This is a genomic window from Bacillus sp. SLBN-46 (genome assembly GCF_031453555.1).
In the GTDB taxonomy this organism is placed as follows: domain Bacteria; phylum Bacillota; class Bacilli; order Bacillales; family Cytobacillaceae; genus Neobacillus.
This window is the reverse complement of the sequence record NZ_JAVIZM010000001.1, coordinates 242,926-266,505: the sequence shown is the minus strand read 5'-3', so window position 1 is coordinate 266,505 and position 23,580 is coordinate 242,926. Positions and strand designations below refer to the sequence as shown.

Genomic DNA, 23,580 nt, shown 5'->3' with positions numbered 1-23,580 from the left:
TTGCGACTATATTTTAAATATTTACAGATACTCTTTAAATCTCAAATGCAGTATCGGACGTCTTTCTTGCTGCTGTCATTAGGGCAATTTTTTATTCCGTTCGCCATTTTTGCAGGTTTGTACTTATTGTTTGAGAGATTTGGACAAATAAAGGGATGGCAGTTTTTCGAGGTAGCTCTTTGCTTCGGGATCATTCACATGGCCTTTGCCTTAAGTGAATGCTTTGCTCGGGGCTTTGATACCTTTTCAAGCCTCATCATAAAAGGAGACTTTGACCGGCTACTGGTTAGACCAAGAAGTACCTTTGTCCAAGTATTGGGCTCCCAATTCGAGTTTACGAGATTTGGAAGACTGCTTCAAAGCTTGTTTGTATTAATTTGGGCAGTAATGAATCTACCGATCGATTGGACGCCAATAAAAATGTTGACACTTATATTTATGATAATCAGCGGGGTGCTTATCTTTACCGGGATTTATATGCTGGCAGCCACCATGTGTTTTTGGACCGTACAAGGTTTAGAGGTGGCAAATATATTTACCGATGGGGGTCGAGAGATGGCCCAGTATCCTCTTAATATCTATCAAAAGTGGGTCTCCCGTTTCTTTACCTATGTGATTCCTTTTGGCACCGTTAATTATTTACCCTTACTGTATATTCTCGGAAAAAGTGAAGGGAATGGTTTTCTTTATCTGCTCACACCAGTTGCCGGGAGCCTCTTTATTCTGCCATGTTTTCTGGTCTGGCAATTTGGGGTAAGGCGTTATCGATCAACAGGGTCATAAGTTTTTTTCCTATTTAAGGTAGTTATAGATACAAACGATATGGGATTCGTTTATAATTATTGGTACAAAATCTAGTTTCGCTGAAAGCAGGCCAATATTGTATGAATGAATATAGACGATTTCGACAGCAATTATTAAAAAACTATTTAATAGGGTCATCGCTTGCGGTCGGAGTGGTCGGCGGCGTCTTTATCTTTTTCACTTTAACACTTACAAGAACTGAATATTTGTATATGTTAGGGATTTTAGGAACTTCTTTTATCATTATGATGATACTAGAATTCCTTCGATTTTCTAAGGACATAAAGCCTATTTCTGATGTATTCACGAAAGAAATACACGAATTTGCAAGTTTGCAACGTGTGTTTGATTATTTGCATGAGTTTCCGTTAGTGACATTTAAGCGAATTATGGGGCCACACTTATTAGGCCTATCCATTCCTGCCATGGTTCTAACGATTTTTGCCATTAAACTGCAGTTATTACACCTTCATTATTATTATATTTTGCTAGCTATGGCCGGGGCTACGCTTGTGGCAGGAATGCACGGAATTATTGAATTCTTCCTAGCCATCAAGGCCGTTCAGCCCTTATTAAAAAAAGTGGAGCAAATAGCCATCAACCAATTTGGAGAAAAGCAAACGTTAAAAGGGAAAATGGTTCTCTCAATCAAGCGCAAGTTTCAGTTCAGTTTCCTCTATATTTCAGTGTTTCCAATTCTTTTATTTGGGTTAGCAACCCAAGTAAAACTGGGCATTGCGGAAAACACAAGCCAAAGCTTCTGGAGTTGGGCAGCCGTTATTATTGTGTTGGGCCTCATCTTTGCCTACTATGGAGCTAAGCTGCTGTTTCTAGATGTTCATCAACCAATCGTCCAACTCAGGAAATCCATGCGAGAGGTTCAGGAAGGGTCCTTGGTGAAAACCGATGCCTTGTACTCTGATGAATTCGCAGGACTAGTAAATGGATTTAATCATATGGTGGAGGCAATTCAGACTCGCGATGAAAAAAACAAGGCCATGTTTGCGAGTTTTTTAGAGAGTATGACAGCTGCATTAGATGCGAGGGATCAATATACCTTTGGTCATTCTACCCGAGTTGCTGCTTATTCACTAGAAATAGGGGAGAAAGCAGGATTAGATGAGGAAGAGCTAATGCTTTTAAAAACCTCGGCACTTTTACACGATATTGGAAAAATAGGAGTTGCGGACCGAATCCTCTTAAAGGACGGGAAATTAACGGATGAGGAATACGCGGCAATTAAAAGACATCCCGAAATAGGCAGGAATATTATTAAACAAGTTCAGGGATTTTCCGACCTTCAACCTGTAGTAGAAGGTGTGCTGTACCATCATGAGCGATATGATGGAAAAGGCTATCCTGAGGGCCTCAGAGGTGAAAGTATTCCTTTATTTGGAAGAATTATTGCGGTTGCAGATGCTTTTGATGCGATGACCTCCAATCGCCCTTACCGCAGTGGGATGCCGGTTGAAAAAGCACTAACGATTATTCATGAGGGCAAAGGTACCCAATGGGATCCAGTGTTCGCTGATATTTTTGTAGAATTAAAAAGAGGAATGGCCCGAAACCTGGCATAAAAATCAATGAAACATGACCGGCATTTGGATTGGTCATGTTTTTTGTCCATTTTCCAAACAAATTCCCAGAGGTTTGAAACCACTATGGAGCTGTGCTATAGTGAAATTATATATATGACCGCAGAACTAATATAGTCAAAAAGGAGGGAGGTCTGAATGGCACCCGATAGAAGAAAGATGATTGTAGAGGCTGCAACCAAGTCTTTTTCACTATTTGGCTACAAAGCGACAACCATGGACCAGGTCGCGAAGCTCGCCAATGTGGGGAAAGGGACTATCTATACCTTTTTTAAAAATAAAGAGGAACTATTTGAAGAGATCATTTCCACGTTGGTAAAAGAAATGATAGCAGAAGCAGAGGCAGTGATTCAACCGGATCTGCCGTTTACGGAAAAAGTTCATCGAGCCCTCTATCGCTTATTGGAATTCCGTTCACAGCACCAGCTGATGATTAAGCTGGTTCAAGAAGAAGCGGAAATGGGAACGATTGCGGTTTCCGAAATGTTGCAGCATGTGGAAAATGAGATTATCACCTACTTAAAAGAGAAAATTGAGGTTGCTATTGCTAAAGGATCTATACCTGCAACCAACATCGAGTTAACGAGCTTCCTTCTCTTAAAAATGTACATCGCTCTTGTTTCCGATTGGGAGCGACATCACGAACCGCTAAGCTCCGAGCAAATAGCGGAAGTGATTAAGGTATTTTTTTTAAAAGGCCTAACCATATAGAAAAAAAGACTTGTGCAACCAACCTGCACAAGTCTTTTTTATCATTTTATCTTATTAGGTGCCACTTTGCTGTTGGCAATGTATTCTTCCATTAAACTTAAAAAGGTTCCAAACAGGTAATTGACTACAGAGCCTAAGAGGATACCAAATCCAAGCGCAGTTAAAAGATAAGCATTATTGGAACCGTTTACAAATTGTCCGAACAATATAAGAATAATGCCTAACATACTCCCGAAAATAGCGGTCCTTTTAAAAGTAAAAATGCTTTTTAAATGTATTTCACGCATCATTATCAACTCCTTGTTAAGAATATTCTATCAATTGTCACAGAATTGTCAAACTTTTTTTCAAAAATAGGGAGGTCAGACCAAAAATGGGGTCTGACCCCCTTAGACACATTTACTGTTTTTTCGTTAGGTTTTCCTGTGCCATCTTGACAAGTTCGCGGACCATGCTGCCGCCAAGTCTGCCTCCTACTTTTCCTGCCTGTTCAGATGTGAGCTTGCCGTTGTAGCCTCTTTGTAAAGGAACGCCCACCTCTTCGGCCGCTTCAAACTTCGCCTCCTCCGGGCTTTGTGATTGAACGACCTTTGCCTTAAGGGCATCTAAGCCGCTCCGTGCCTCAGGAACGAGTATTTTATTTCTTCTTCTAGCCAAGTAAATCCCTCCTTTAGGTATAGAATTTCCCTATTAAAAAAAATAATCAGTAATGAGTGGATAAATCCTTTTCCTTCCAGTATAATAACTGATAATAAAGTCGGAAAAGTCAATGAAAAAGAGAGTAGTTACCTAGGATGTTGCAGCGAGTCAGGGGTGGTGGAAGCCTGATACGGAATAGATAACGAAGCGCACTTTTGAGATGTGGACCCGAATGGAGTAGGGTTCATCGGAGAATTCTCCGTTACCAAGGGAAAGCTGGTTCATGACGAACAATTAGAGTGGTACCGCGGGAAATTCAACTCTCGTCTCTTTTATAGAGGCGGGGGTTTTTTGTTGTATAAAGATAAATTAGGAGGTCTTCAGAATGAATTTTAAAAAAGAGCTTGCATCGATTCTTTACGAACTGCTTGATCAAGAAATTTCATTAACCGAACTGGAACTCATGATTGAAAAACCTAAAAACACATCCCATGGCGATCTTGCCTTCCCATGCTTTACACTAGCCAAGCTAAAAAGAAAGGCGCCTAATGCCATTGCACAGGACTTAAGTGAAAAAATACAATCTGCCACCTTTGAAAACGTAGAAGTAGTGGGTGCCTACTTAAATATCTTTTTAAATAAAAAGCTTGTTTCCAAAAAACTAGTGAAGGAAGTCCTCGCTCAAGAAGAAAATTTCGCCTCACAGGATCTCGGCGGCGGAGGCAACATCACGATTGATATGTCGTCACCCAATATCGCTAAGCCGTTTTCGATGGGGCATTTACGTTCAACCGTAATCGGCAATGCCCTCGCTCATATTGTTGAAAAATGCGGATATAAACCAATTAAAATTAACCATCTTGGGGACTGGGGTACACAATTCGGAAAATTAATTACCGCTTATCAGCTGTGGGGAGATGCAGAAAAGGTCAAACAGAACCCTATTAAAGAGCTGCTTCAGCTGTATATTCAGTTCCATGCGGAAGCAGAAAAAAATCCCGCATTGGAAGACCAGGGACGCTGCTGGTTTAAGCGGCTTGAAGACGGAGACGAAGAGGCATTAATGCTTTGGCAATGGTTCCGAGACGAGTCTTTAAAGGAGTTCTCAAGAATTTATGAGTTGATGAACGTCCAGTTCGATTCGTTCGCGGGAGAAGCGTTTTATAATGATAAAATGGAACGCATTGTAAAGCTCCTAGAGGAGAAACAGTTATTAGTGGAATCTGATCAAGCGCAGGTGGTTGAACTAACGGAGGAGCAGCTGCCACCGTGCTTAATTAAAAAATCCGATGGAGCAACACTTTATGCAACGCGGGACTTAGCAGCGGCCCTCTATCGTAAAGAAAACTACGACTTTGTCCAATCCCTTTATGTCGTAGGACATGAACAAAGTCTTCATTTTAAACAGTTGATAGCTGTGTTAGGTAAAATGGGATATGACTGGGCGGAAAAAATGGTCCATGTACCATTTGGGATGATGCTGAAAGACGGCAAGAAGATGTCCACTCGTAAAGGGAAGGTTGTTTTACTAGAGGAAGTCCTAAATGAATCGATTGCAATGGCAAGACATAATATTGAGGAGAAAAATCCAAACCTCGGGAACAAAGATGAAGTAGCCAAACAAGTTGGTGTTGGAGCCGTTATCTTTCATGACCTAAAGAACAACCGAATGAATGATATAGAGTTTTCGCTCGAGGAAATGCTAAGATTTGAAGGGGAGACAGGACCTTATCTCCAATATACGTATGCTCGAGCATGTTCTATTTTAAGAAAAGGAGACGGGTATTCTAAATTTGATTCTATCGAATATGATTATTCTTGGGAGAAGGAATGGAAGGTAACCAGTCTATTAATGGAATTTGCACCGGCGATTAAACGAGCCTGTGAAAACTTTGATCCATCACAAGTGGCGAAATATATTGTGGACCTTGCCCAAGCCTTTAACAAGTATTATGCAGAAGTAAAAATCTTAGAAAAGAATCCAGCTAAACAGTCTCGTTTAGCCCTGGTCTTTGCGGTAACAGTTGTTCTAAAAGAGGGCCTACGTTTATTAGGAATAGAAGCGCCTGAGGAAATGTAAGAGCTTTTATTTAGTGATTTTCCTAATAACATTATAAAATAGAGCTATGAAAAAAAGGGAGGCAAAGAAATGAGTGAACTATTATTTAAGAGCTTTGAAGTAGCAAGAGGGCAATTTGTTAAAAATGCGGAAGCGCTAGAAGAGAGTATAGTGGATGTCCAACCTGAGGGCTTTAACAATACCCTTCATTGGCATATTGGTCATGTATTAACAGTGGCAGAACAATTTATGTTTGGCTTTCCTAAAAAATCAACCAACTTACCAGTTAACTACTTAGAGTTATTTGGAAATGGAACCAAACCAGCTGATTGGCAGGGGGAAGTTCCATCCGTGCAGGTATTAGTATCCCAGCTAAAAGAACAATTGGGAAGAATTAAAGAAATTCCAGTTGAAAGCTTTAGTACCAAGCTGAAAACTCCATTCCTTGGTCAAGAGACATTTGGCGAGCTAACCAGTTTTGCTATTTTTCATGAAACTCTTCACCTGGGCCAGATGCAAGCGATGAAACGGATGATTAAAGCAGTTCAAGTAAAATAAGAAAGCTGTTAGGGGCTCGCCATTAGGCGAGCTTTCTTTATATAATGGGAGTAACGAATAAAAGAGAGGCAGTGAACACCATGACATTAGGTTATGCCGAGTATCAGTCTCCATTTGGAAAAATAAGAGTGATTGCAGATACTGATGGGATTAAGCGAGTGGAATTATTTGAGGAGGATTGGGAAAGGTTTTTGAACGATCATCCGGACATGGTTGAAAACCAGGCACTATGTAGTGAAGCGATTCGTCAGTTGGACGAATACTTCAACGGAAAAAGGAAGGATTTTGACCTGCCACTATCCATTGAGGGAACGGGTTTTCGAAAGCAGGTTTGGCAGGCGCTTCAATCTATTCCTTATGGTGAAGTAAAGAGCTATGCCGAAGTAGCAGAAATGATTGGTAATCCGAAAGCAGTTAGAGCGGTTGGACAAGCCAATCGAGCGAACCAGTTGCCGATTTTTATTCCTTGTCATCGTGTGATTGGGAAAAGCGGAAGTCTGGTAGGGTATGCAGGGACGAATACGCCTATTAAAAAAATGTTGTTAGAGATTGAAGGCTGCCTCATTCCCCAATAGGATTACGTAATCGTACACTAAGCATGAAGATTAATTTCTTCATGTTTTTCTTATGCGGAGAAATGGCCAAAACGGGTTAATGGCGCTAAAAGCGGGTACTCTAAACTAGAAAAGGGAAAATGGGTTGATTGGAATAATTCCTTTTGTCAAAAAGAAAACACTTCAACTTCGCTGTTATCTTGTGATAAAATCAATCGGTAATTCTACTTTGAATGTGGTGGGTGAATCACATGCTCTCTTCTTTTAAGAGGTTGTTAATTGGCCGGCCGTTAAAGTCAACGGCACTAGGTGAACAAAAATTAAATGTATTTAAGGCTTTAGCTATTTTGTCCTCGGATGCTCTTTCGTCTGTAGCATACGGGACTGAACAGATATTAATTGTATTGGCAACCATTAGCGTAATTGCTTATTGGTACTCGATTCCTATTGCGGTGGGCGTCTTGTTTCTTCTGGCTGCACTCATTTTATCTTATCGACAAATTATCTATTCCTACCCACAGGGTGGCGGAGCCTATCTTGTATCAAAAGAAAATATTGGTGAAAAAGCGGGATTAATTGCTGGAGGATCCTTGCTAGTTGACTACATATTAACCGTGGCTGTTAGTGTATCCGCAGGAACGGATGCGATTACTTCAGCGTTTCCTGCCCTGCATACCCATACCGTGCTGATTGCGTGCATTCTGGTTGTTTTCATTACCATTCTTAACCTGAGAGGGTTAACGGAGTCAGCATCGATTTTAGCCTATCCAGTTTATTTGTTTGTGGTTGCTCTCTTTATATTAATTGGAGTTGGAATTTATAAAATTATGACTGGCGATGTGTCACCGACTGCTCAGCATGCGGCGATTGGGGCACCGGTTCAAGGGATTACCTTATTCCTTCTGCTCCGGGCATTTGCTTCGGGATGCTCTGCCTTGACGGGTGTGGAAGCTATCTCCAATGCCATTCCAAACTTTAAGGACCCTGCTCCAAAGAATGCGGCCAAAACACTGGTCCTAATGGGAACACTTTTAGCAATCTTGTTTTCGGGGATCACTTTTCTGGCGTATTATTACGGAATTTCGCCAAGGCATGATGAAACAGTCGTTTCTCAAATTGCCAAAGAAACGTTTGGTCGAAACTACCTTTACTTTTTCGTCCAGGGAACAACTGCCCTGATATTGGTGCTTGCGGCCAATACCGGTTACTCTGCTTTTCCGTTACTTGCGTTTAGCATGGCAAAGGATAAGTATATGCCAAGGATGTTTACCATTAGGGGGGACCGTCTCGGTTACTCAAATGGGATCGTTTCTTTAGGAATTGCTTCTATCCTGCTCATTATTGCTTTCCAGGGGAAAACGGAGAGCCTTATTCCACTCTATGCGGTCGGGGTATTTATACCATTCACCTTGTCGCAAACGGGAATGATCTTAAAGTGGCTCAGGGAAAAACCAACAGGCTGGTTAGCAAAGTTGACTTCTAATTTAGTCGGAGCTCTCATCACTTTAACAGTTTTAATCATTTTCTTCGTAACGAAATTAAGTCAAGTCTGGTTTGTTATCATCTTTTTGCCGTTAATTGTCATAGGTTTCCTAAGAATTAAAAATCACTATGAAGCGGTAGGAGAACAATTAAGAATTCAACCGGGGGATTGTGATTATAACATTTCAGGTAACGTCATCATCGTGCCTGTCGCAGGGATTACGAAGGTCGTTGCCAATTCAATTAACTACGCCAAGTCGATTACTGATCAAATTTTTGCTGTGTATGTTTCATTTGATCGTGAAGACGAAAAACGATTTGAGGAAAAGTGGCAGCAATGGCAGCCGGATGTACGGCTTGTTACACTGCAATCACATTACCGCAGTGTGTTACAGCCATTATCGAAGTTTATTGATACGGTGGAACACAAGGCGAGTGAAAACAATTACCGAGTGACGGTGCTGATTCCGCAATTCATTACAAAGAAAAGCTGGCATAACATATTGCATAATCAATCAAGCTTATTAATCCGTACCTACCTCATCTTTAAAAAGAGAGTGATTGTGGCCACCTTGCCATTTCATTTTAAAAAGTAATAGAAGGTGGAGAGGGACTTGGAATTTTTGGTTGAGAATAAGTGGGTCATTTTAGTTAGTCTTGAAGTGTTGGCGTGGTCTTCTACCTTTTTCTTGCTCTATGCAAGATATGGGTTGAAATCGAACTTTTGGTTTAAGGTTGCTACGGTTCTCTTTGCGTTAACCGGCGTGATTCCACAGGTATTAATGGGGATTGTTAACTTTATTGCGACTAAAAAAATTGATTTGTTTACCTTAATTATTTTATTACTGATTTTATATGGTTTTACGATTGGGAAAAAACATGTGAAAAAGCTCGATGCCTGGGCCCAAGCGAAGTTTTCCAAGCAACCGTCGTAAAGCCCATAAAGAGAGAAACCACCGATTCTAATCGGTGGTTTTCTTTGTTTTTTTGATTATAAAATAAATGGCACCTAAAACTACTGCTGCAATGATGATTGGCATGACGTAGGGCTGTGCGTATTCTTTGATATGTGACCAGTTGCTACCAAGCACCTTACCTAAGTAAAGGAAAAGAATCGACCAAGGTAACACCGCTGCCACAGTGTAAAGCGTAAATTTTGTAGCTGACATTTTAGCAATACCAGCAGGAATCGAAATGGCATGTCTCACAACCGGAATGAAACGTGCAGAGAAAATAACGCCCGCTCCATATTTCTCAAACCACTGTTCAGCAATATCAATATGACTCTTTTTAATTAAGACAAACTTCCCGTATTTTTCTAAAAATGGCCGGCCGCCATAGTAACCTGCCCAATATAAAAACAACTGAGCGATCGTTCCCCCGATGGTACCAGCAATCACGGCACCAATAAAATTCAGATGACCTTGTGCAATCATATAACCGCCATAGCCTAACACAATTTCACTAGGGATAATCTCTATCATTAATCCTAAGGCAATCCCAAAGTAGCCTAACTGTGATAAAAATTCCAAAACGCTATTAATAAAATCAGCCATAATTCACCTTCGCTTATGTAAAAAGTATTTTGTCTATTATCTTATTTTATCTTAGATTGTCTCATTAAGAAATAAATTAGGTTAACTACTTAATGATTTACTTGAAGAAAATAAGTAGGATTTATGATGATAACGGATGCTGTAAACAAGGCCCATTGCAAACATATTACCCATGAGGGAGCTGCCTCCGTAACTGATAAATGGCAGCGGAATGCCCGTAATCGGCAGGACTTGGATGGTCATTCCGATATTTTGAAATACATGAAAGGTTATCACGCTAATAATTCCTGTACATATATACGTGTTAAAAGGGTCATTGGTTTCAAGGGAGGTTTTAATTAAATGATAAATTAATAGAAAGAAAAGACCAATGACGACGCTTCCGCCGACAAAGCCATACTCCTCGCCAATCACACTGAAAATAAAATCAGTATGTGCTTCAGGAATATATACCTCTCGATGGGTAAAGCCTTTACCAGTAATTAAACCTGATCCGATTGCACTTAATGATTTTAAAAGATGATAGCTTGATCCTGATGAATGATTGGTTGGGTCAAGCCAGGTGTAAATTCGATTGAATTGATAGGTCTTTACATGGAGGTATTTTTCAAGTAGTTCAGGTTTTTGTAATACAAGATAGAAAATCAGGGCGCCGGTGGAAATTCCAGCACTATAAATAGGAATAATGATTTTCCATGTGATACCTGAAACAAGGATAAAGCCTGTTAAAATGGAAAGAATCACAAGACCAGTTCCGAGGTCTGGTTGCATCATAATTAATCCGAGTGGAGCGGCAGTGGTTATACCTAATTTTAGCAATAAGAAAAAGTCGGTTTTCAATGATTTATCTATGTATTTATCTTGGTGGCTGGTTGTTAAACGACTTAAGGCCAAAATCAAGAAAATCTTAACAAACTCGGACGGTTGAATAGACCCTATGCCCTTAATAATGAACCAGCTCTTTGCGCCGTTTCTGACGGGTGCAATAGACTCAGGGGCAACGTATACCGCAAGGAGTAACAATAAACCCAATCCATATAAATACCAAGAAAGCCGCTTGTACTGATAGGCATCAATAAAGATGCTAACAGATATAATGGCGGCTCCGACCACATACCAAAATACTTGCATGACTAAGAAGTCCTTTTCTCCATATTGCTCTGAAGCTTGTGCACTGTAGATGGCCGCACAGCTGACAAGAAAGAAGAGAAAAAGTAATAATGTTAATGTCCAGTCAAATCGATCGGCTTTTTTCATCATTGCAACACCCAATTTTTCCTAATAATTATTAACTTTATGCAAGCAACCTAGGGATTATCCCACAATACTAATTAGGGGAAATATGACAACTCTTATAATAAATGACGTTTGATTTAGAAAAATGTTTCTATTTTTCATAAACTACATAAGGTGCTTTAAAAACATGGTCGCAATACCGAAGTAGGTAAGCAAGGAAAAGATGTCGTTTAAGGTGGTAATCAACGGGCCTGATGCCACCGCAGGGTCAATCTTGAGACGATAAAGAATAAGGGGAATAATAGTCCCTGCAAGTGTTCCAATGATAAGAGTGAAGAAGAGGGAGCAACCGACCACCGCGCCTAAAATTAGATTTCCCTGCCAAACATAAGCGATAATCGAGATCAGGATGGCACAGGTAACCCCGATCGTAATGCCGACCCCGAGTTCTCTTATAATAAGACGGGTAATCACACCGCGGTCAATATCATGTGAAATTAACCCCCTCACGACGACCGCAAGGGACTGAGTGCCTGTATTCCCTGTCATCCCCGCAATCATGGGCATGAAAAAGGCAAGGGCCACAACTTGCTGCAAGGTATTCTCAAAACTGCTGATAATCCTGCCTGAAATAAGTCCAATAAACAATAGCAAAATCAACCATGGTAACCGCCGCGCGGCCGCCACTAACATTTTTGTCTCAAAATCAATGGATTTTCCTGTGGCTGATAATTTTTCAATATCTTCATTCGCTTCTTTGATGACAATGTCGATAATGTCATCGACAGTGACAATCCCGACAAGAACATCGCTTTCATCGACAACGGGGATGGCTAAGAAGTCATATCGTTCTGCCATCCGGGCAACCACTTCTTGGTCGGTCGTCACTGTGACAGAAATAACTCGTTCATACATAATTGTTCGTATTTTCTCTTCAGGCTCGGCCAACAGGAGATCTCGATAGGAAACAACACCTACGAGTTTTCGTGTCTCGTCTATGACATAGAGATAGTTAATTGATTCGGCAAACTCCGCAAAGACCTTAAACTTTTCAACTGCTTCTTTAACAGTAAAATAGTCACGAATCCATACAAAGCGGTTGGTCATGGTCCGCCCAGCAGTTTCCGGTGGGTAATTCATAATGCCTTTAACGGCATTCGACTCTTCCGCTTTCATCCCTGATAACAGATCATCCTTTTTTTCAGGTGATAATTCGTCTAATAATAGGGCCAAATCGTCATTATCCATTAAGTCGAGAACTTTACTGGATTTTTCAATCCCAAGCTTATTTAATAAATCCAGCTGTTCCGTTTTCGGTAACTCCTCCATTAAGTCTGCCAAGAGGTCAAATTTTAAAAAGAGGAGAAATCGAGCTTTATGCTTCTCGGGTAATTCCTCATAGATCTTTGCCACATCATAAGGCTGAAGTTCTTCTATAATAGATTCAAACTCAGCTTTTTTGTTTTCTTTTAACGTTTTTATGATATAAAGATTAATTTCATCTTGAGTCATATCTTTAATCACGCCGGCCACACTCCTTTCCTCAGGTGCGGTATTGATGATTTTCATAAAATAAATCAATTAAATAAAAGGGAAACTGAGATAATAATAAGAAGTGCTATAAACTAGTATGTGTAATTCTGAAAAAGCAAAATAGGTGTTATTCAAAAATATTATTTGTAAAAGAATTGAAATAAGCTATTTGACCTATTATTTGATAAAATAAGTAAGTATGAAAAATGGTATAGCAATTTTCTTTAAGACATAAATTACATGTGTTTGATCGGAGGAGTTTGGCTTTGAAGAAGCATCATCAAGACATACGGGATCTCATCTATGTCCATTTAAACCAAACAGACCAGTATGTTATGTCCTACGGTATTGAATTCGATGAATTTGCTGCTTCTTTTTCTGGCTCATTAAATCATCTGCTTTTATTAAAGCACCGCTTTGATGATGCTGATTTTAATATGCATACACTACTCGAATATTGTCCGGAAGATAGAATAAATAAATTAGCTGGCGAAGATGTATACAGTTATGGGGACTTTTGTTGGATTGATTTTATTGAAGAAGAGGTCTTAAATGAACTATCAGGGCAGGAGTTGGCTGAATTATTGTATCTTGGCCATCAAAAACATCATTTAAAGCTGCCTTTTTATAATAAGTTAGGGAATCGTTTTGTTTATTTAGCGCATGATGATGGCTGGTTTAACAAAATTTATTACCGAAGCTTTAAGGATTTTTTCCATTTACTTAGTGAAGTGGTTGCTGGCAAGGTAGGCGAGCTGAAGAAAGAAAAGTCCATTCTTGGTATTCGAAAGAAACGGGTCTATCCACCGGTGAATAAAGAAATTCTGCTCTCATTAACCCCGTTCATAAAGGAAGGAATCTGTATTTCTTTACGAGATGCCGATCATCAACGCGGACGTTTGGAAATTCCAATCTGGGTTATTGGTGATTTCGCGAATATGGATGACATGTATGAGGAATATGAAAATCTATCAAATAAACCATACCATGCCAAGCTGATCTTTGATAAAAAGACAAAAGAGTGGAAATTGAATGTAATATAGAAGGCTGGCTCCTTGTGAGTCAGCCTATGCTTTTAAACACGATGGGTTTCTTATGAAAACCAAATGGAAAATAATCCTTCGTTCACACCTAAGTTATACATATAGTAAAGTCCAAATAATATGCTGATAATTCCCGTTATGTTGTTTAAGTAGCGATTCACTTGTTTACCAGAGGTTAGCACAAAAGGGAGGCCGATTACGGTAGAGAAGCTAAGCATACCAGCAACGGTACCTGCACCAAATATAAGGATATATAGGGCGCCCTGCCAAGCTGTTGATACCGTACTCATGGTTAAAAGAACCATGGCCGCACTCCCGGCGAGACCATGAACAAGTCCAATAAAAAAAGACTTTACATTTGAGCGTGTTTTTCTGTTGTGTTCTGATGGTGTATATGTATGATGGTGTCGATGTATAATGAGGGTTAATAAACTGTTAAAACCTAAGGTAACCAGCATGATTCCAACAAGAAACTCGAGGTTCATGGCAACCGTATCGTTGATTGTATTTTTCGCCAAAAGTAAGAACATACCCACTATAAACAACGTGGCGGTATGCCCGATCCCCCAATACACGCCGGCAAAAAGTGATCGTTTAATATTTTTGGATTCACTAACAATAGTGGAAACTGCAATGACATGATCAGGCTCAATGGCATGCTTGATTCCGAGTACAAAGCCTAATAATAAAATAGATAATAATGAACCGGTTATCACATGTGTCGCCCCCGTATGGTTTGTCAAAATTATCATAACAGGAAATACAAGCGCAAATGGCGTGAAATAGTGACAAATTACCAATAGATTGTTTTTAAGCAAGCTATTGGAAACATACAATAATCAGTAGAAAAAAACATTACTAAATAGGATGACTACATTTCCTTTCTTAATTAATAAAATGTTAAAATAAAACCGTGAAAGAGAATATGGAGGTTTTGGTATGAAGACAAAACTAGGGTTATTATACGGAGGAAAATCCGCCGAGCATCAAGTATCCTTACAGACAGCTCTTGCTGTTATAAAAGCATTAGATCTTGAAAAATTTGAAATTCATCCTATTTACATAAATGTCGAGGGCCAATGGGTTAAAGGACCTCAACTCAGTGAGCCGGTAGAGAACGTGCAAGCACTTGCGTTTTCACAGGGAAACCAATTATCCCCCCTATCGTTAGCACCAGCGCTATTCCAAGCGGATCCGCAGGTAGCAGCTGCACCGCTTGATGTGATTTTCCCATTGCTTCACGGACCAAATGGTGAGGACGGAACCGTTCAAGGATTATTAGAATTACTAAACCTACCCTATGTAGGAAATGGTGTCCTAGCCTCAGCCGCAGGAATGGATAAAGTAATGATGAAAAATGTCTTTGCACAAGCAGGTCTCGCACAAGTAAACTATGTTGCTTTTATTAAAAGCGAATGGGAAAAAGGAGCAGACGATGCATATAGCAAGGTGGAGGCAGAACTAGGTTATCCATGTTTTGTCAAGCCTGCGAATTTAGGCTCAAGTGTAGGGATTAGCAAATGTACCAATCGCACGGAATTAGCGGCAGCTTTTGCGGAGGCTTTTCAATTTGACCGTAAAGTCATTATTGAAGAGGGAGTAGTTGCCCGTGAAATTGAGATTGCTGTACTAGGAAACGATGCCCCAGAATGCTCTGTTGCTGGAGAAATTGTTCCGAAAAAAGATTTTTATGATTACAAAGCGAAATATGAAGATGGGGATACAGCATTAATTATCCCTGCTGATATCACAGAAGAGGAATACCTTGAGTTGAAAGAAATGGCGGTTCAAGCATTTAAAGCATTAGATTGCTCCGGACTTGTTCGGGCTGATTTCTTTTTAACAAAAGAGGGTAAATTATTAATCAATGAAGTGAACACGATGCCTGGCTTTACTCCGTTTAGCATGTTCCCGCTTTTATGGAAGCATACAGGTCTTGAGTATCCGCAATTAATCGAGCGTCTTGTTCAACTGGCAATCGAAAGACATACAGAAAAACAAAACATAAAATATACATTCTAGTGAAGAAAAGACAACGGAGACACGGCTGTAGTGCCGTGTCCGTTTCTGTTTAATAATTGGAAGGAGGGGTATTAAATGATCAAGCGGACTTTAAAACAGATTTCTGAGATGGTTTCAGCTAAAAATGATAGTAGCTCGTTCTCAGAACTTGTGATAAGCGGTGTGACCATTGATTCTCGGAAAATAGAGGCGGGAAATCTATTTGTCCCATTTAAAGGTGAACGAGTGGATGGGCATAAATATGTTGTGGAATCGATTCAAAAGGGAGCGGCTGCGGCCCTTTGGCAGAAGGATGTTCCTAATCCACCGGAAAACCTGCCTATTCTCATTGTGGACGACTGTCTCACTGCACTCCAGGAATTGGCCCGGAATTATCGGAAACAGTTGCCTGTTAAAGTGGTTGGAATTACTGGAAGTAACGGTAAAACTACGACTAAAGATATGACAACAAGTCTATTATCGACACAATATAAAGTACAAAAAACAGAAGGTAACTATAACAACCATATTGGTCTTCCGTTAACGGTGTTAGGTTTGCATGAGGACACAGAAGTGGCTGTACTTGAAATGGGGATGAGCGGAAGAGGAGAAATTGAGTTCCTAACCAAGCTTGCATGCCCGGATGCGGTTGTGATCACGAATATTGGTGAATCCCATCTTTTGGACCTTGGTTCTCGTGAAGGGATAGCAGAAGCAAAATTAGAAATTCTACAAGGACTTCAGGATGGTGGGCTGGCTGTTCTCCATGGAGATGAGCCGCTTTTAATGGAGCGGATTAAACGATATAAAGGCAAAGTTCAAGTAAAAACCTTTGGCCGAAATGAAACAAATGACTTATATCCAACAGAAATTACCCAAATGGCTCAAGGAAACCGTTTTAAAATGAATGCCTCTACGGAAAGCTTTGAACTTCCGGTGTTAGGAACTCATAATATTTTAAATGCATTAGCAGCTATGCACATTGCCCACTATTTTTCCATTCCATATGAAAAAATGAAGGCTGGCTTATCAGGAATTAAACTAACGAATATGCGTATGGAGCTAGTTGAGGGCAAACGTGGGGAAAAAATAATTAACGATGCTTATAATGCGAGTCCTACTTCCATGATGGCGGCGATCGAACTAGTGTCAAATCTCCAAGGGTATGATCGAAAAATCCTTGTTCTTGGTGATATGCTCGAGCTTGGACCTCAAGAAGAGCAATACCACTTGCAAATTGGTGAAAGCCTGGATGCAGAAAAAACGGATATTCTTTTTACTTTTGGTCCGCTAGGGGAACATATTGCTAAGGGGGCAAGGAAGATTTTAGGGGAGCAGCGTGTTTTTGCTTTCCGTGATAAAACTGAACTCATTGAAGAATTAAAAAAGCATGTGAATGAACAGACGTTAATCCTTGTAAAGGCATCACGCGGGATGAAGATGGAGGAAATTGTCACCGCGTTACAAAGATAAGGGACGGGAAAATTTGGAGTGTTTGGCAGGTGAAACTGGATGATTGGCTGTTTATGTATTCATGGCTTTACTGGTGCTCCCTATGAGGTAGAACCCTTAGTTGAATTTTTACAGGAACATACGGATTGGGACTTTCGTGTTCCCACTTTACCAGGACATGGTGAAACAAGTTCATTAAAAGGCGTTCATTACCAGGAGTGGATTAACCATGCAGAGACAGAGTTGAAAAAACTCATCGAAACCTGTGATGAGGTATATGTGGTGGGTTTTTCAATGGGCGGGATGATCGCCAGTTATCTTGCTGCCAATTATCCAGTTAACAAGTTAATCCTCCTTAGCGCAGCTGCCTATTATATGAATCCAAGGCAGCTGGTTGCTGATATCAAGCTGACCCTAATTGACGCTTTCAAAGGAAACTTAAAAGAGAATGAATTATTTCACCGATATAAAAGAAAAATAACAGAAACACCTTTAGCGGCTACTCTGCAATTCCGCCAACTTGTTGCTTTTATTAAACCTCTTTTAAAACAAGTGGAAGTCCCAACGTTGATTGCACAGGGTGAGTGTGACGGGATTGTGCCGCTCAAAAGTGCTGAATATTTATATCAAACCATAGGTGCGAAACATAAAAAACTCACCTATATTAAGCAATCGAAACATCATATCTGCCATTGTGAAGAACGTGGTGCCCTGTTTAATCAAGTGTTAGACTTTTTGATGGAGCAATAAGACTGTTGGAAATAGTAAGCAATGTGTCTTTATTGCAAAATACTAGTAAGAGTGGTATGATAATCATCAACGTGTCTAAAGAACGAGCAAAAAGGGCATACTCCTTTGGAGAATGTCTTTTTTTTGGTAAAATAAAGATGTTACCTGATTACTACGGCATTTTGATGCGTATCGGACGAAAATATTCAGTACTATAAATATTTTCAAATAGATGAAGGAGAATGAAAACATTGACAAAGTTTGAAGAATTAGGCCTAAGCCAGGCTACTTTAAAAGCTGTTCTCAAAATGGGTTTTGAGGAGGCAACACCAATCCAGTCAGAAACGATTCCATTGAGCTTAGAAAATAAGGATTTGATCGGTCAAGCTCAAACAGGAACTGGTAAAACAGCTGCATTTGGAATTCCATTGGTGGAAAAAGTTGATACAAAAATGGATGCTATTCAAGGGATTATCATTGCACCAACCCGTGAATTAGCGATTCAAGTTTCAGAAGAGCTTTATAAAATTGGATCGGGTAAAAGAGTTCGTGTCCTACCTATTTACGGAGGTCAGGATATCAGCCGCCAAATCCGTTCACTTAAAAAAGCGCCTCATATCATTGTTGGTACCCCTGGACGTGTGTTAGACCATATTAACAGAAAAACAATGCGCTTAGATACAGTAAATACTGTGATTCTTGATGAAGCAGATGAAATGCTAAACATGGGATTCATTGAAGATATTGAATCCATTCTTGCTGCAACTCCAGAAGAGCGCCAAACATTGCTTTTCTCTGCGACAATGCCAGGACCGATTCAAAGAATGGCAGAAAAGTTCATGAAGAACCCGCAAATTGTGCGTGTTAAAACGAAAGAAATGACTGTTCCTTCTATCGAACAATATTATCTTGAAGTAATTGAAAGAAATAAATTCGATGTGTTAACAAGACTTCTTGATATTCAATCACCAGAATTGGCCATTGTATTTGGTCGTACAAAACGCCGTGTGGATGAGTTATCAGAAGCATTAACATTAAGAGGATATACAGCAGAAGGTATTCATGGTGACTTAAGCCAGGCAAAACGTCTATCTGTTCTTCGTAAGTTTAAAGAAGGAACAATTGATGTGCTTGTAGCAACAGACGTAGCTGCAAGGGGTCTTGATATTTCTGGTGTGACTCATGTATACAACTTTGATATTCCACAGGATCCAGAAAGCTATGTTCACCGTATTGGACGTACTGGTCGTGCTGGTAAAAAGGGTATCGCATTAACATTCATTACACCGCGTGAAAAATCTTATCTTGCAGTTGTTGAGAAGACAACGAAACGCAAGATGGAAAAAATGAAGGCTCCTACGCTTGATGAAGCGTTAGAAGGGCAACAAAAAGCAGTGGTTGAAAAAATCGTTCAGACGATTGAATCAAATAACTTGCATTATTATAAAGCAGCAGCACAAGAGTTGCTTGAAGAGAATGATGCATCAACAGTTATTGCTGCTGTCCTTAAGATGCTTACGAAGGAACCTGATACGACACCGATTAAGCTAACAGAAGAACAGCTTCCACAAAAAAGAGAAAGAAAGTCTTACAATGATCGTGACCGTAAAAGAAGAGATGATTCTAGAGGATCTTATGGTGGTGGCGATCGCAACAGAAAAAAGGCACCGGTAAAACCAAGAAGCGGTGAAAAAAGAACGGGTGGCAAGCCATCTAAGCCAAGATCGTTTCAAGAACGGTAAATCATAAACAATAAGAAAGCATGGACTTTATGTTCATGCTTTTTTCTATGTCCAAAAGGGGAATAGTAATAATATCCCTTACGATGGAGTGATTGTATGACAATTGTTCGTCTTGGCTATGTAGCAATGAGCGTAGAGGTAGCTAATGCTTCCCCCTCTCAAACGATGACCTTTGCGCAATTCAGCCGGATTAAAGACCGAGAGGCTGGCATTCGAAAACTAGAAAGAATTGCGATCTCAAACATAGAAAATTGTTTGCGGTTATTAAAACATAATGCGGCCAACGAAATTCACTTTTTTCGCTTAAGCTCGCGGTTGATTCCGCTTGCGAATCATGGAGAGTTATTAGATTGGAACTACATGGAGCCCTTAAAAGAGGTGCTCGGAAATTTGGGCAGTTATAGTAAAGAAAAGAACATGAGGATCGATTTTCATCCCGACCATTTTGTCGTTTTGAATTCGCCTGATAAGGAAATTTTAAAAAATTCATTAAAAACCCTTGTGATGCATGAAGCGCTGCTTAGAGGGATGGATATTGATACCGAACACCGATGTGTTCTCCACGTTGGCGGTGGATATGACGATAAAGAAAAGGCACTGGAGCTGTTTATTCATAACTGGGCATACATTAAGCCTTCATCTCAAAAAATGATTATGCTGGAAAATGACGATACCACTTTTACCGTAAAGGATACTTTATATCTTTGTGAAAAGTTAGGGGTTCCGATGGTGTTTGATTATCACCACCATTTAGCGAATTTTGAAGATTTGGATTGGGTGTCAGAATGGGAGCGGATTATTAGCACCTGGGCACATTCGCCGTTACCGGTGAAAATGCATATCTCTAGTCCTCGTTCCGAAAAGGAATTTCGCGCACATGCAGACAATGTTAATCCTGAAATGTTCATGGATTTTTTAAAAGAAATCAAAGGAACGGTACCAGAGATTCACTGCATGATAGAAGCCAAACAAAAAGATGCTGCGCTTTTTCAATTGGTGAAGGATTTAAAGGAGTATGAGGGCCTAAAATGGCTCGATCAGTCTAGTTTTCAGATGGAATAGACCTGAGAAGTTGGAATGAAGGACAATATTATGGGAATGTGGAAGGGTTTTGTCCTTCATGAGCGGGATGAAGGACAATTTGATTTGAAGGAAGCCGGTTTTTGTCCTTCATAAGAGGGATGAAGAACAATATTACAGGAAGGAAGCCGGATTTTGTCCTTCATAAGAGGGATGAAGGACAAAATTATGGGAAGGAAGAAGGATTTTGTCCTTCATGAGCGGGATGAAGGACAATTTTACAGGAATGAAGCTGGATATTGTCCTTCATAAGCCGGATGAAGGACAATATTATAGGAAGGAAGCCGGTTTTTGTCCTTCATTCGATTAATAAACTCATCCATCCACCTATAAATCTACCAGCCCTGTTATTTTTGACTCCAAAATCCAAGTACGGCAACAATAATGATGACGGCCCATACCAAAACCTTCACAGGCGATTGAAAGGACAGGTTTTTCTTTCTGCTGTTTGCCCAGTTGGCGGTTCCTTTAATAGAATCAGAAAGATCTTTTTTATTATAATAAGGAATGGCGCCTAGTAAAAAGCCGCCTAGCAAACCAAAAAGATGCGCCGTAATATTAATATTTGGCTGAAGAAAGGTCATAATTAAACTGACTACACTGAGTGTGATGATAATTTGTGAGTTTTGTTTTGTCATCATATTTTTTCGGAAGATAATGATGGCTATATAATAGCCGAAGAGTCCAAAAATCGCTCCACTTGAGCCAACATGGGTATACGTTAACGGCTCTAGAAGCAGTGTGGCCACATTGGCTATTAGTCCGGAGAGAAGATACACAAGTAAAAATCTTCCTCCACCTAGCATCCGCTCCAGTGCAGGTCCGAATAGCACCAGCGAAAAACTATTAAATAGCATATGAGAGAAACCATTGTGCATAAAAGTCGGTGTAATTAGCCTCCAAAATTGCCCTTCCATAATATAAAGATTGACTCCCGAAAAATTTTCAAAGAACCAATAGTTTGGGAATATTGGTAAGATGGTTAAAAGATATAATACTAAGTGAATGCTGACGATAATTGAAACAACGGGATAGAAACGAATAAACTCACGTACGTTTTCAGTCCTTGTAAACATGAACACCCTCCTCTCACTATCATGATAACCTTAATTTCTGTCTAGTACACTATTATGCCGAAGACAATATAAATAGAAGGAATGATGCACGATGATTAAAGGAATTGGAATTGATATTATTGAACTTTCAAGGGTTCAGGACATATTGAATAGACAAACGAAGCTCATTGATCGGATATTAACCGCTCGTGAAAGGGATACATTCGAAACCCTATCAGAAAGGCGCAAGGTGGAGTTTCTAGCAGGGAGATTTGCAGCCAAGGAGGCATTCTCAAAAGCGGTAGGAACCGGGATTGGAAAGGACCTATCTTTTCTGGATATTGAAATTATCAGCGATCAACTCGGAAAGCCGCATATAGTAAAACCAAATGTCCAGGCGCATTTATCAATCTCACACAGCAGAGACTACGCAGTGGCACAAGTGGTGATTGAGGGGTAAGTAAGCTTATTTTAAAAAGTAAATAGCTTGGCAACCTCTTTAGTCATAAACCCTAAGGTTGTCTCATATATTCATAGGGAAATAGGAGAGACAAGGTCAGCTATGGTCATTTGCCTGATCCCTGCCTTTCTCTTCTCTATAATCATATGAAATGAGACAAGAAGGGGTTGAAGGAATGAAGAAAAAGTTAGTGCTGCTCATGACAGGACTGATGGTCATCTTTTTACTAGCTGCCTGTGGCTCTAAATCACAAGATGACGTGGTGAAAGAGTTAAATGGTAAATTAGGAGATTTATCGAGCTACAAAGTGAACGCGAAGATGACATTGAAAATGGGGACAGATTCACAAGTTTATAACGTGGAAATCTGGCATAAGGATCCTACTTTCTATCGCGTCAATTTAAAGAATGCCGAAAAAGATCAAAGTCAAATGATTTTAAGAAATAACCAAGGGGTATTTGTTCTTACACCTGCCCTAAATAAAAGTTTCCGTTTCCAAAGTGATTGGCCGCAAAACAGCAGCCAGGCATATTTATATGAATCACTAATTAAGGATATTGTTGCGGACAAAGAGGCCAAGTTCTCCTCTACTAAAGAATTTTATGTGTTTGAAACAAAAACTCGTTATCAAAATAATAGTATGCTTCCAACCCAAGAAATTAAACTAAATAAGAGCGATCTATCACCTGCTGTTGTAAAGGTTATGGATCCAGATCGAAACGCTCTTGTTACCGTTGAGTTTTCAAAGGTGAAATTTAATGCGAGCTTCGATAAAGACGATTTCGATATGAAGAAAAATATGACACGTGCCCAGCTTAATTTGCCGGCAATGGCAGAGGGCGGCGACAAATCCTTTAGCGTGAAATATCCTACTTTAGAGCTGAAAGGTACCAAGTTAATTGGTGAAAAAGAAGTAGCGATTGAAGATGGAAAACGAGTAGTCCTCACTTATGACGGTAAAAAATCATTTACACTTGTACAAGAGAAAGTAACTGCCAAGGTAGCGTCAACCACACCAACCAATGTTGAAGGCGATATTGTGGATTTAGGTCTCACCATTGGAGCGGTATCAGATCATTCGATTTCTTGGTCACATGGTGGTGTCGATTACATGATCGCATCGAAAAACCTAACGAAGGATGAAATGATCGAGGTAGCAAAATCCGTTCAGGGTGATGCTGTAAAATAAGGAATCAATGAAACAGGCCCATTAAGGGTCTGTTTTTCTTTTTGTAGAAGTTGATATATAGTAACTTGAAAAGCAGTCTGTTATTTTTTGTGATAAAATTAT

23 protein-coding genes and 1 other annotated feature are annotated in these 23,580 nt (G+C 39.9%); of the genes, 16 read left to right on the top strand and 7 right to left on the bottom strand.

Going from position 1 to position 23,580, the window contains the following annotated elements; genetic code table 11:
- The 3 genes from QFZ87_RS01305 (at nt 1) to QFZ87_RS01295 (ending at nt 3,110) form a co-directional block, all read left to right on the top strand.
- Complete coding sequence (locus tag QFZ87_RS01305) at nt 1-783, top strand: ABC transporter permease (RefSeq protein WP_309856819.1); 783 nt, start codon at nt 1-3, stop codon at nt 781-783.
- Nucleotides 784-884: 101 nt separating this feature from the next.
- A complete protein-coding gene (locus QFZ87_RS01300; protein ID WP_309856817.1) occupies nt 885-2,381 on the top strand; it encodes an HD domain-containing phosphohydrolase in 1,497 nt (498 codons plus the stop codon).
- A 156-nt stretch (nt 2,382-2,537) separates the two neighbouring features.
- Nucleotides 2,538-3,110, top strand: coding sequence for a TetR/AcrR family transcriptional regulator (locus QFZ87_RS01295; RefSeq protein ID WP_309856815.1), 573 nt, complete (start codon nt 2,538-2,540; stop codon nt 3,108-3,110).
- A 41-nt stretch (nt 3,111-3,151) separates the two neighbouring features.
- On the opposite strand, the gene QFZ87_RS01290 is transcribed toward QFZ87_RS01295, so the two are convergent.
- Both QFZ87_RS01290 and QFZ87_RS01285 read right to left on the bottom strand, forming a co-directional pair.
- Nucleotides 3,152-3,400: a hypothetical protein gene (locus tag QFZ87_RS01290; RefSeq protein ID WP_309856813.1), complete on the bottom strand. Its 249-nt coding sequence runs from the start codon at nt 3,398-3,400 to the stop codon at nt 3,152-3,154.
- Between the two features lie 109 nt (nt 3,401-3,509).
- A complete protein-coding gene (locus QFZ87_RS01285; protein ID WP_309856810.1) occupies nt 3,510-3,767 on the bottom strand; it encodes an alpha/beta-type small acid-soluble spore protein in 258 nt (85 codons plus the stop codon).
- Between the two features lie 103 nt (nt 3,768-3,870).
- Nucleotides 3,871-4,083, top strand: a binding site (T-box leader).
- A 51-nt stretch (nt 4,084-4,134) separates the two neighbouring features.
- On the opposite strand from QFZ87_RS01285, the gene argS reads away from it, so the two are divergent.
- The 5 genes from argS (at nt 4,135) to QFZ87_RS01260 (ending at nt 9,337) form a co-directional block, all read left to right on the top strand.
- On the top strand, nt 4,135-5,829 hold the full coding sequence (gene argS, locus QFZ87_RS01280) for an arginine--tRNA ligase (protein ID WP_309856807.1): 1,695 nt from the start codon (nt 4,135-4,137) through the stop codon (nt 5,827-5,829).
- Between the two features lie 69 nt (nt 5,830-5,898).
- Nucleotides 5,899-6,366 (top strand): DinB family protein, encoded by a 468-nt coding sequence (locus tag QFZ87_RS01275; protein ID WP_309856805.1) that lies wholly within the window; start codon nt 5,899-5,901, stop codon nt 6,364-6,366.
- An 80-nt stretch (nt 6,367-6,446) separates the two neighbouring features.
- Complete coding sequence (locus tag QFZ87_RS01270; RefSeq protein WP_309856802.1) at nt 6,447-6,941, top strand: methylated-DNA--[protein]-cysteine S-methyltransferase; 495 nt, start codon at nt 6,447-6,449, stop codon at nt 6,939-6,941.
- 230 nt (nt 6,942-7,171) lie between these two features.
- A complete protein-coding gene (locus QFZ87_RS01265) occupies nt 7,172-8,998 on the top strand; it encodes an APC family permease (protein WP_309856800.1) in 1,827 nt (608 codons plus the stop codon).
- Nucleotides 8,999-9,016: 18 nt separating this feature from the next.
- A complete protein-coding gene (locus QFZ87_RS01260; RefSeq protein ID WP_309856798.1) occupies nt 9,017-9,337 on the top strand; it encodes a hypothetical protein in 321 nt (106 codons plus the stop codon).
- A gap of 27 nt (nt 9,338-9,364) precedes the next feature.
- On the opposite strand, the gene uptA is transcribed toward QFZ87_RS01260, so the two are convergent.
- From uptA to mgtE, 3 genes are all read right to left on the bottom strand, one after another.
- Nucleotides 9,365-9,958 (bottom strand): undecaprenyl phosphate transporter UptA, encoded by a 594-nt coding sequence (uptA, locus tag QFZ87_RS01255; protein ID WP_396133885.1) that lies wholly within the window; start codon nt 9,956-9,958, stop codon nt 9,365-9,367.
- 81 nt (nt 9,959-10,039) lie between these two features.
- Nucleotides 10,040-11,218, bottom strand: coding sequence for an FtsW/RodA/SpoVE family cell cycle protein (locus QFZ87_RS01250; protein ID WP_309856796.1), 1,179 nt, complete (start codon nt 11,216-11,218; stop codon nt 10,040-10,042).
- Nucleotides 11,219-11,359: 141 nt separating this feature from the next.
- Nucleotides 11,360-12,718 (bottom strand): magnesium transporter, encoded by a 1,359-nt coding sequence (gene mgtE, locus QFZ87_RS01245; RefSeq protein ID WP_309856794.1) that lies wholly within the window; start codon nt 12,716-12,718, stop codon nt 11,360-11,362.
- Between the two features lie 275 nt (nt 12,719-12,993).
- Here mgtE and QFZ87_RS01240 point away from each other — a divergent pair, with 275 nt between their 5' ends.
- Nucleotides 12,994-13,770, top strand: a complete 777-nt coding sequence (locus QFZ87_RS01240; RefSeq protein WP_309856791.1) for a hypothetical protein — start codon at nt 12,994-12,996, stop codon at nt 13,768-13,770.
- Nucleotides 13,771-13,820: 50 nt separating this feature from the next.
- Here the strand turns inward: QFZ87_RS01240 and QFZ87_RS01235 are convergent, their stop codons facing one another.
- Nucleotides 13,821-14,483: a sulfite exporter TauE/SafE family protein gene (locus tag QFZ87_RS01235; protein ID WP_309867570.1), complete on the bottom strand. Its 663-nt coding sequence runs from the start codon at nt 14,481-14,483 to the stop codon at nt 13,821-13,823.
- 226 nt (nt 14,484-14,709) lie between these two features.
- Between QFZ87_RS01235 and QFZ87_RS01230 the strand changes: the two genes are divergently transcribed.
- From QFZ87_RS01230 to uvsE, 5 genes are all read left to right on the top strand, one after another.
- Nucleotides 14,710-15,792 (top strand): D-alanine--D-alanine ligase, encoded by a 1,083-nt coding sequence (locus QFZ87_RS01230; RefSeq protein WP_309856788.1) that lies wholly within the window; start codon nt 14,710-14,712, stop codon nt 15,790-15,792.
- 75 nt (nt 15,793-15,867) lie between these two features.
- Entirely contained in the window at nt 15,868-17,244 is a 1,377-nt protein-coding gene (locus QFZ87_RS01225) for a UDP-N-acetylmuramoyl-tripeptide--D-alanyl-D-alanine ligase (RefSeq protein WP_309856786.1), read from the top strand.
- 39 nt (nt 17,245-17,283) lie between these two features.
- Entirely contained in the window at nt 17,284-17,973 is a 690-nt protein-coding gene (locus tag QFZ87_RS01220) for an alpha/beta hydrolase (RefSeq protein ID WP_309856783.1), read from the top strand.
- A 230-nt stretch (nt 17,974-18,203) separates the two neighbouring features.
- Complete coding sequence (gene cshA, locus QFZ87_RS01215; RefSeq protein WP_309856781.1) at nt 18,204-19,694, top strand: degradosome RNA helicase CshA; 1,491 nt, start codon at nt 18,204-18,206, stop codon at nt 19,692-19,694.
- Between the two features lie 96 nt (nt 19,695-19,790).
- Nucleotides 19,791-20,756 (top strand): UV DNA damage repair endonuclease UvsE, encoded by a 966-nt coding sequence (gene uvsE / locus QFZ87_RS01210; RefSeq protein WP_309856778.1) that lies wholly within the window; start codon nt 19,791-19,793, stop codon nt 20,754-20,756.
- A 365-nt stretch (nt 20,757-21,121) separates the two neighbouring features.
- Here the strand turns inward: uvsE and QFZ87_RS01205 are convergent, their stop codons facing one another.
- Nucleotides 21,122-21,850, bottom strand: coding sequence for a rhomboid family intramembrane serine protease (locus tag QFZ87_RS01205; RefSeq protein ID WP_309856775.1), 729 nt, complete (start codon nt 21,848-21,850; stop codon nt 21,122-21,124).
- 91 nt (nt 21,851-21,941) lie between these two features.
- Here QFZ87_RS01205 and acpS point away from each other — a divergent pair, with 91 nt between their 5' ends.
- Both acpS and QFZ87_RS01195 read left to right on the top strand, forming a co-directional pair.
- A complete protein-coding gene (acpS, locus tag QFZ87_RS01200) occupies nt 21,942-22,289 on the top strand; it encodes a holo-ACP synthase (RefSeq protein WP_309856772.1) in 348 nt (115 codons plus the stop codon).
- Between the two features lie 175 nt (nt 22,290-22,464).
- Nucleotides 22,465-23,478, top strand: coding sequence for a LolA family protein (locus QFZ87_RS01195; protein WP_309856769.1), 1,014 nt, complete (start codon nt 22,465-22,467; stop codon nt 23,476-23,478).
- Nucleotides 23,479-23,580: the final 102 nt, after the last annotated feature.

Bases quoted from the DNA above. Each gene is read 5' to 3' on its own strand.
- acpS (WP_309856772.1), top strand. From the start codon at position 21,942: ATGATTAAAGGAATTGGAATTGATATTATTGAACTTTCAAGGGTTCAG.
- uvsE (WP_309856778.1), top strand. From the start codon at position 19,791: ATGACAATTGTTCGTCTTGGCTATGTAGCAATGAGCGTAGAGGTAGCT.
- QFZ87_RS01290 (WP_309856813.1), bottom strand. From the start codon at position 3,400: ATGATGCGTGAAATACATTTAAAAAGCATTTTTACTTTTAAAAGGACC.
- uptA (WP_396133885.1), bottom strand. From the start codon at position 9,958: ATGGCTGATTTTATTAATAGCGTTTTGGAATTTTTATCACAGTTAGGC.
- QFZ87_RS01300 (WP_309856817.1), top strand. From the start codon at position 885: ATGAATGAATATAGACGATTTCGACAGCAATTATTAAAAAACTATTTA.
- QFZ87_RS01295 (WP_309856815.1), top strand. From the start codon at position 2,538: ATGGCACCCGATAGAAGAAAGATGATTGTAGAGGCTGCAACCAAGTCT.
- QFZ87_RS01220 (WP_309856783.1), top strand. From the start codon at position 17,284: ATGATTGGCTGTTTATGTATTCATGGCTTTACTGGTGCTCCCTATGAG.
- QFZ87_RS01270 (WP_309856802.1), top strand. From the start codon at position 6,447: ATGACATTAGGTTATGCCGAGTATCAGTCTCCATTTGGAAAAATAAGA.
- QFZ87_RS01265 (WP_309856800.1), top strand. From the start codon at position 7,172: ATGCTCTCTTCTTTTAAGAGGTTGTTAATTGGCCGGCCGTTAAAGTCA.
- QFZ87_RS01275 (WP_309856805.1), top strand. From the start codon at position 5,899: ATGAGTGAACTATTATTTAAGAGCTTTGAAGTAGCAAGAGGGCAATTT.
- QFZ87_RS01250 (WP_309856796.1), bottom strand. From the start codon at position 11,218: ATGATGAAAAAAGCCGATCGATTTGACTGGACATTAACATTATTACTT.
- argS (WP_309856807.1), top strand. From the start codon at position 4,135: ATGAATTTTAAAAAAGAGCTTGCATCGATTCTTTACGAACTGCTTGAT.
- QFZ87_RS01230 (WP_309856788.1), top strand. From the start codon at position 14,710: ATGAAGACAAAACTAGGGTTATTATACGGAGGAAAATCCGCCGAGCAT.
- QFZ87_RS01205 (WP_309856775.1), bottom strand. From the start codon at position 21,850: ATGTTTACAAGGACTGAAAACGTACGTGAGTTTATTCGTTTCTATCCC.
- QFZ87_RS01225 (WP_309856786.1), top strand. From the start codon at position 15,868: ATGATCAAGCGGACTTTAAAACAGATTTCTGAGATGGTTTCAGCTAAA.
- QFZ87_RS01195 (WP_309856769.1), top strand. From the start codon at position 22,465: ATGAAGAAAAAGTTAGTGCTGCTCATGACAGGACTGATGGTCATCTTT.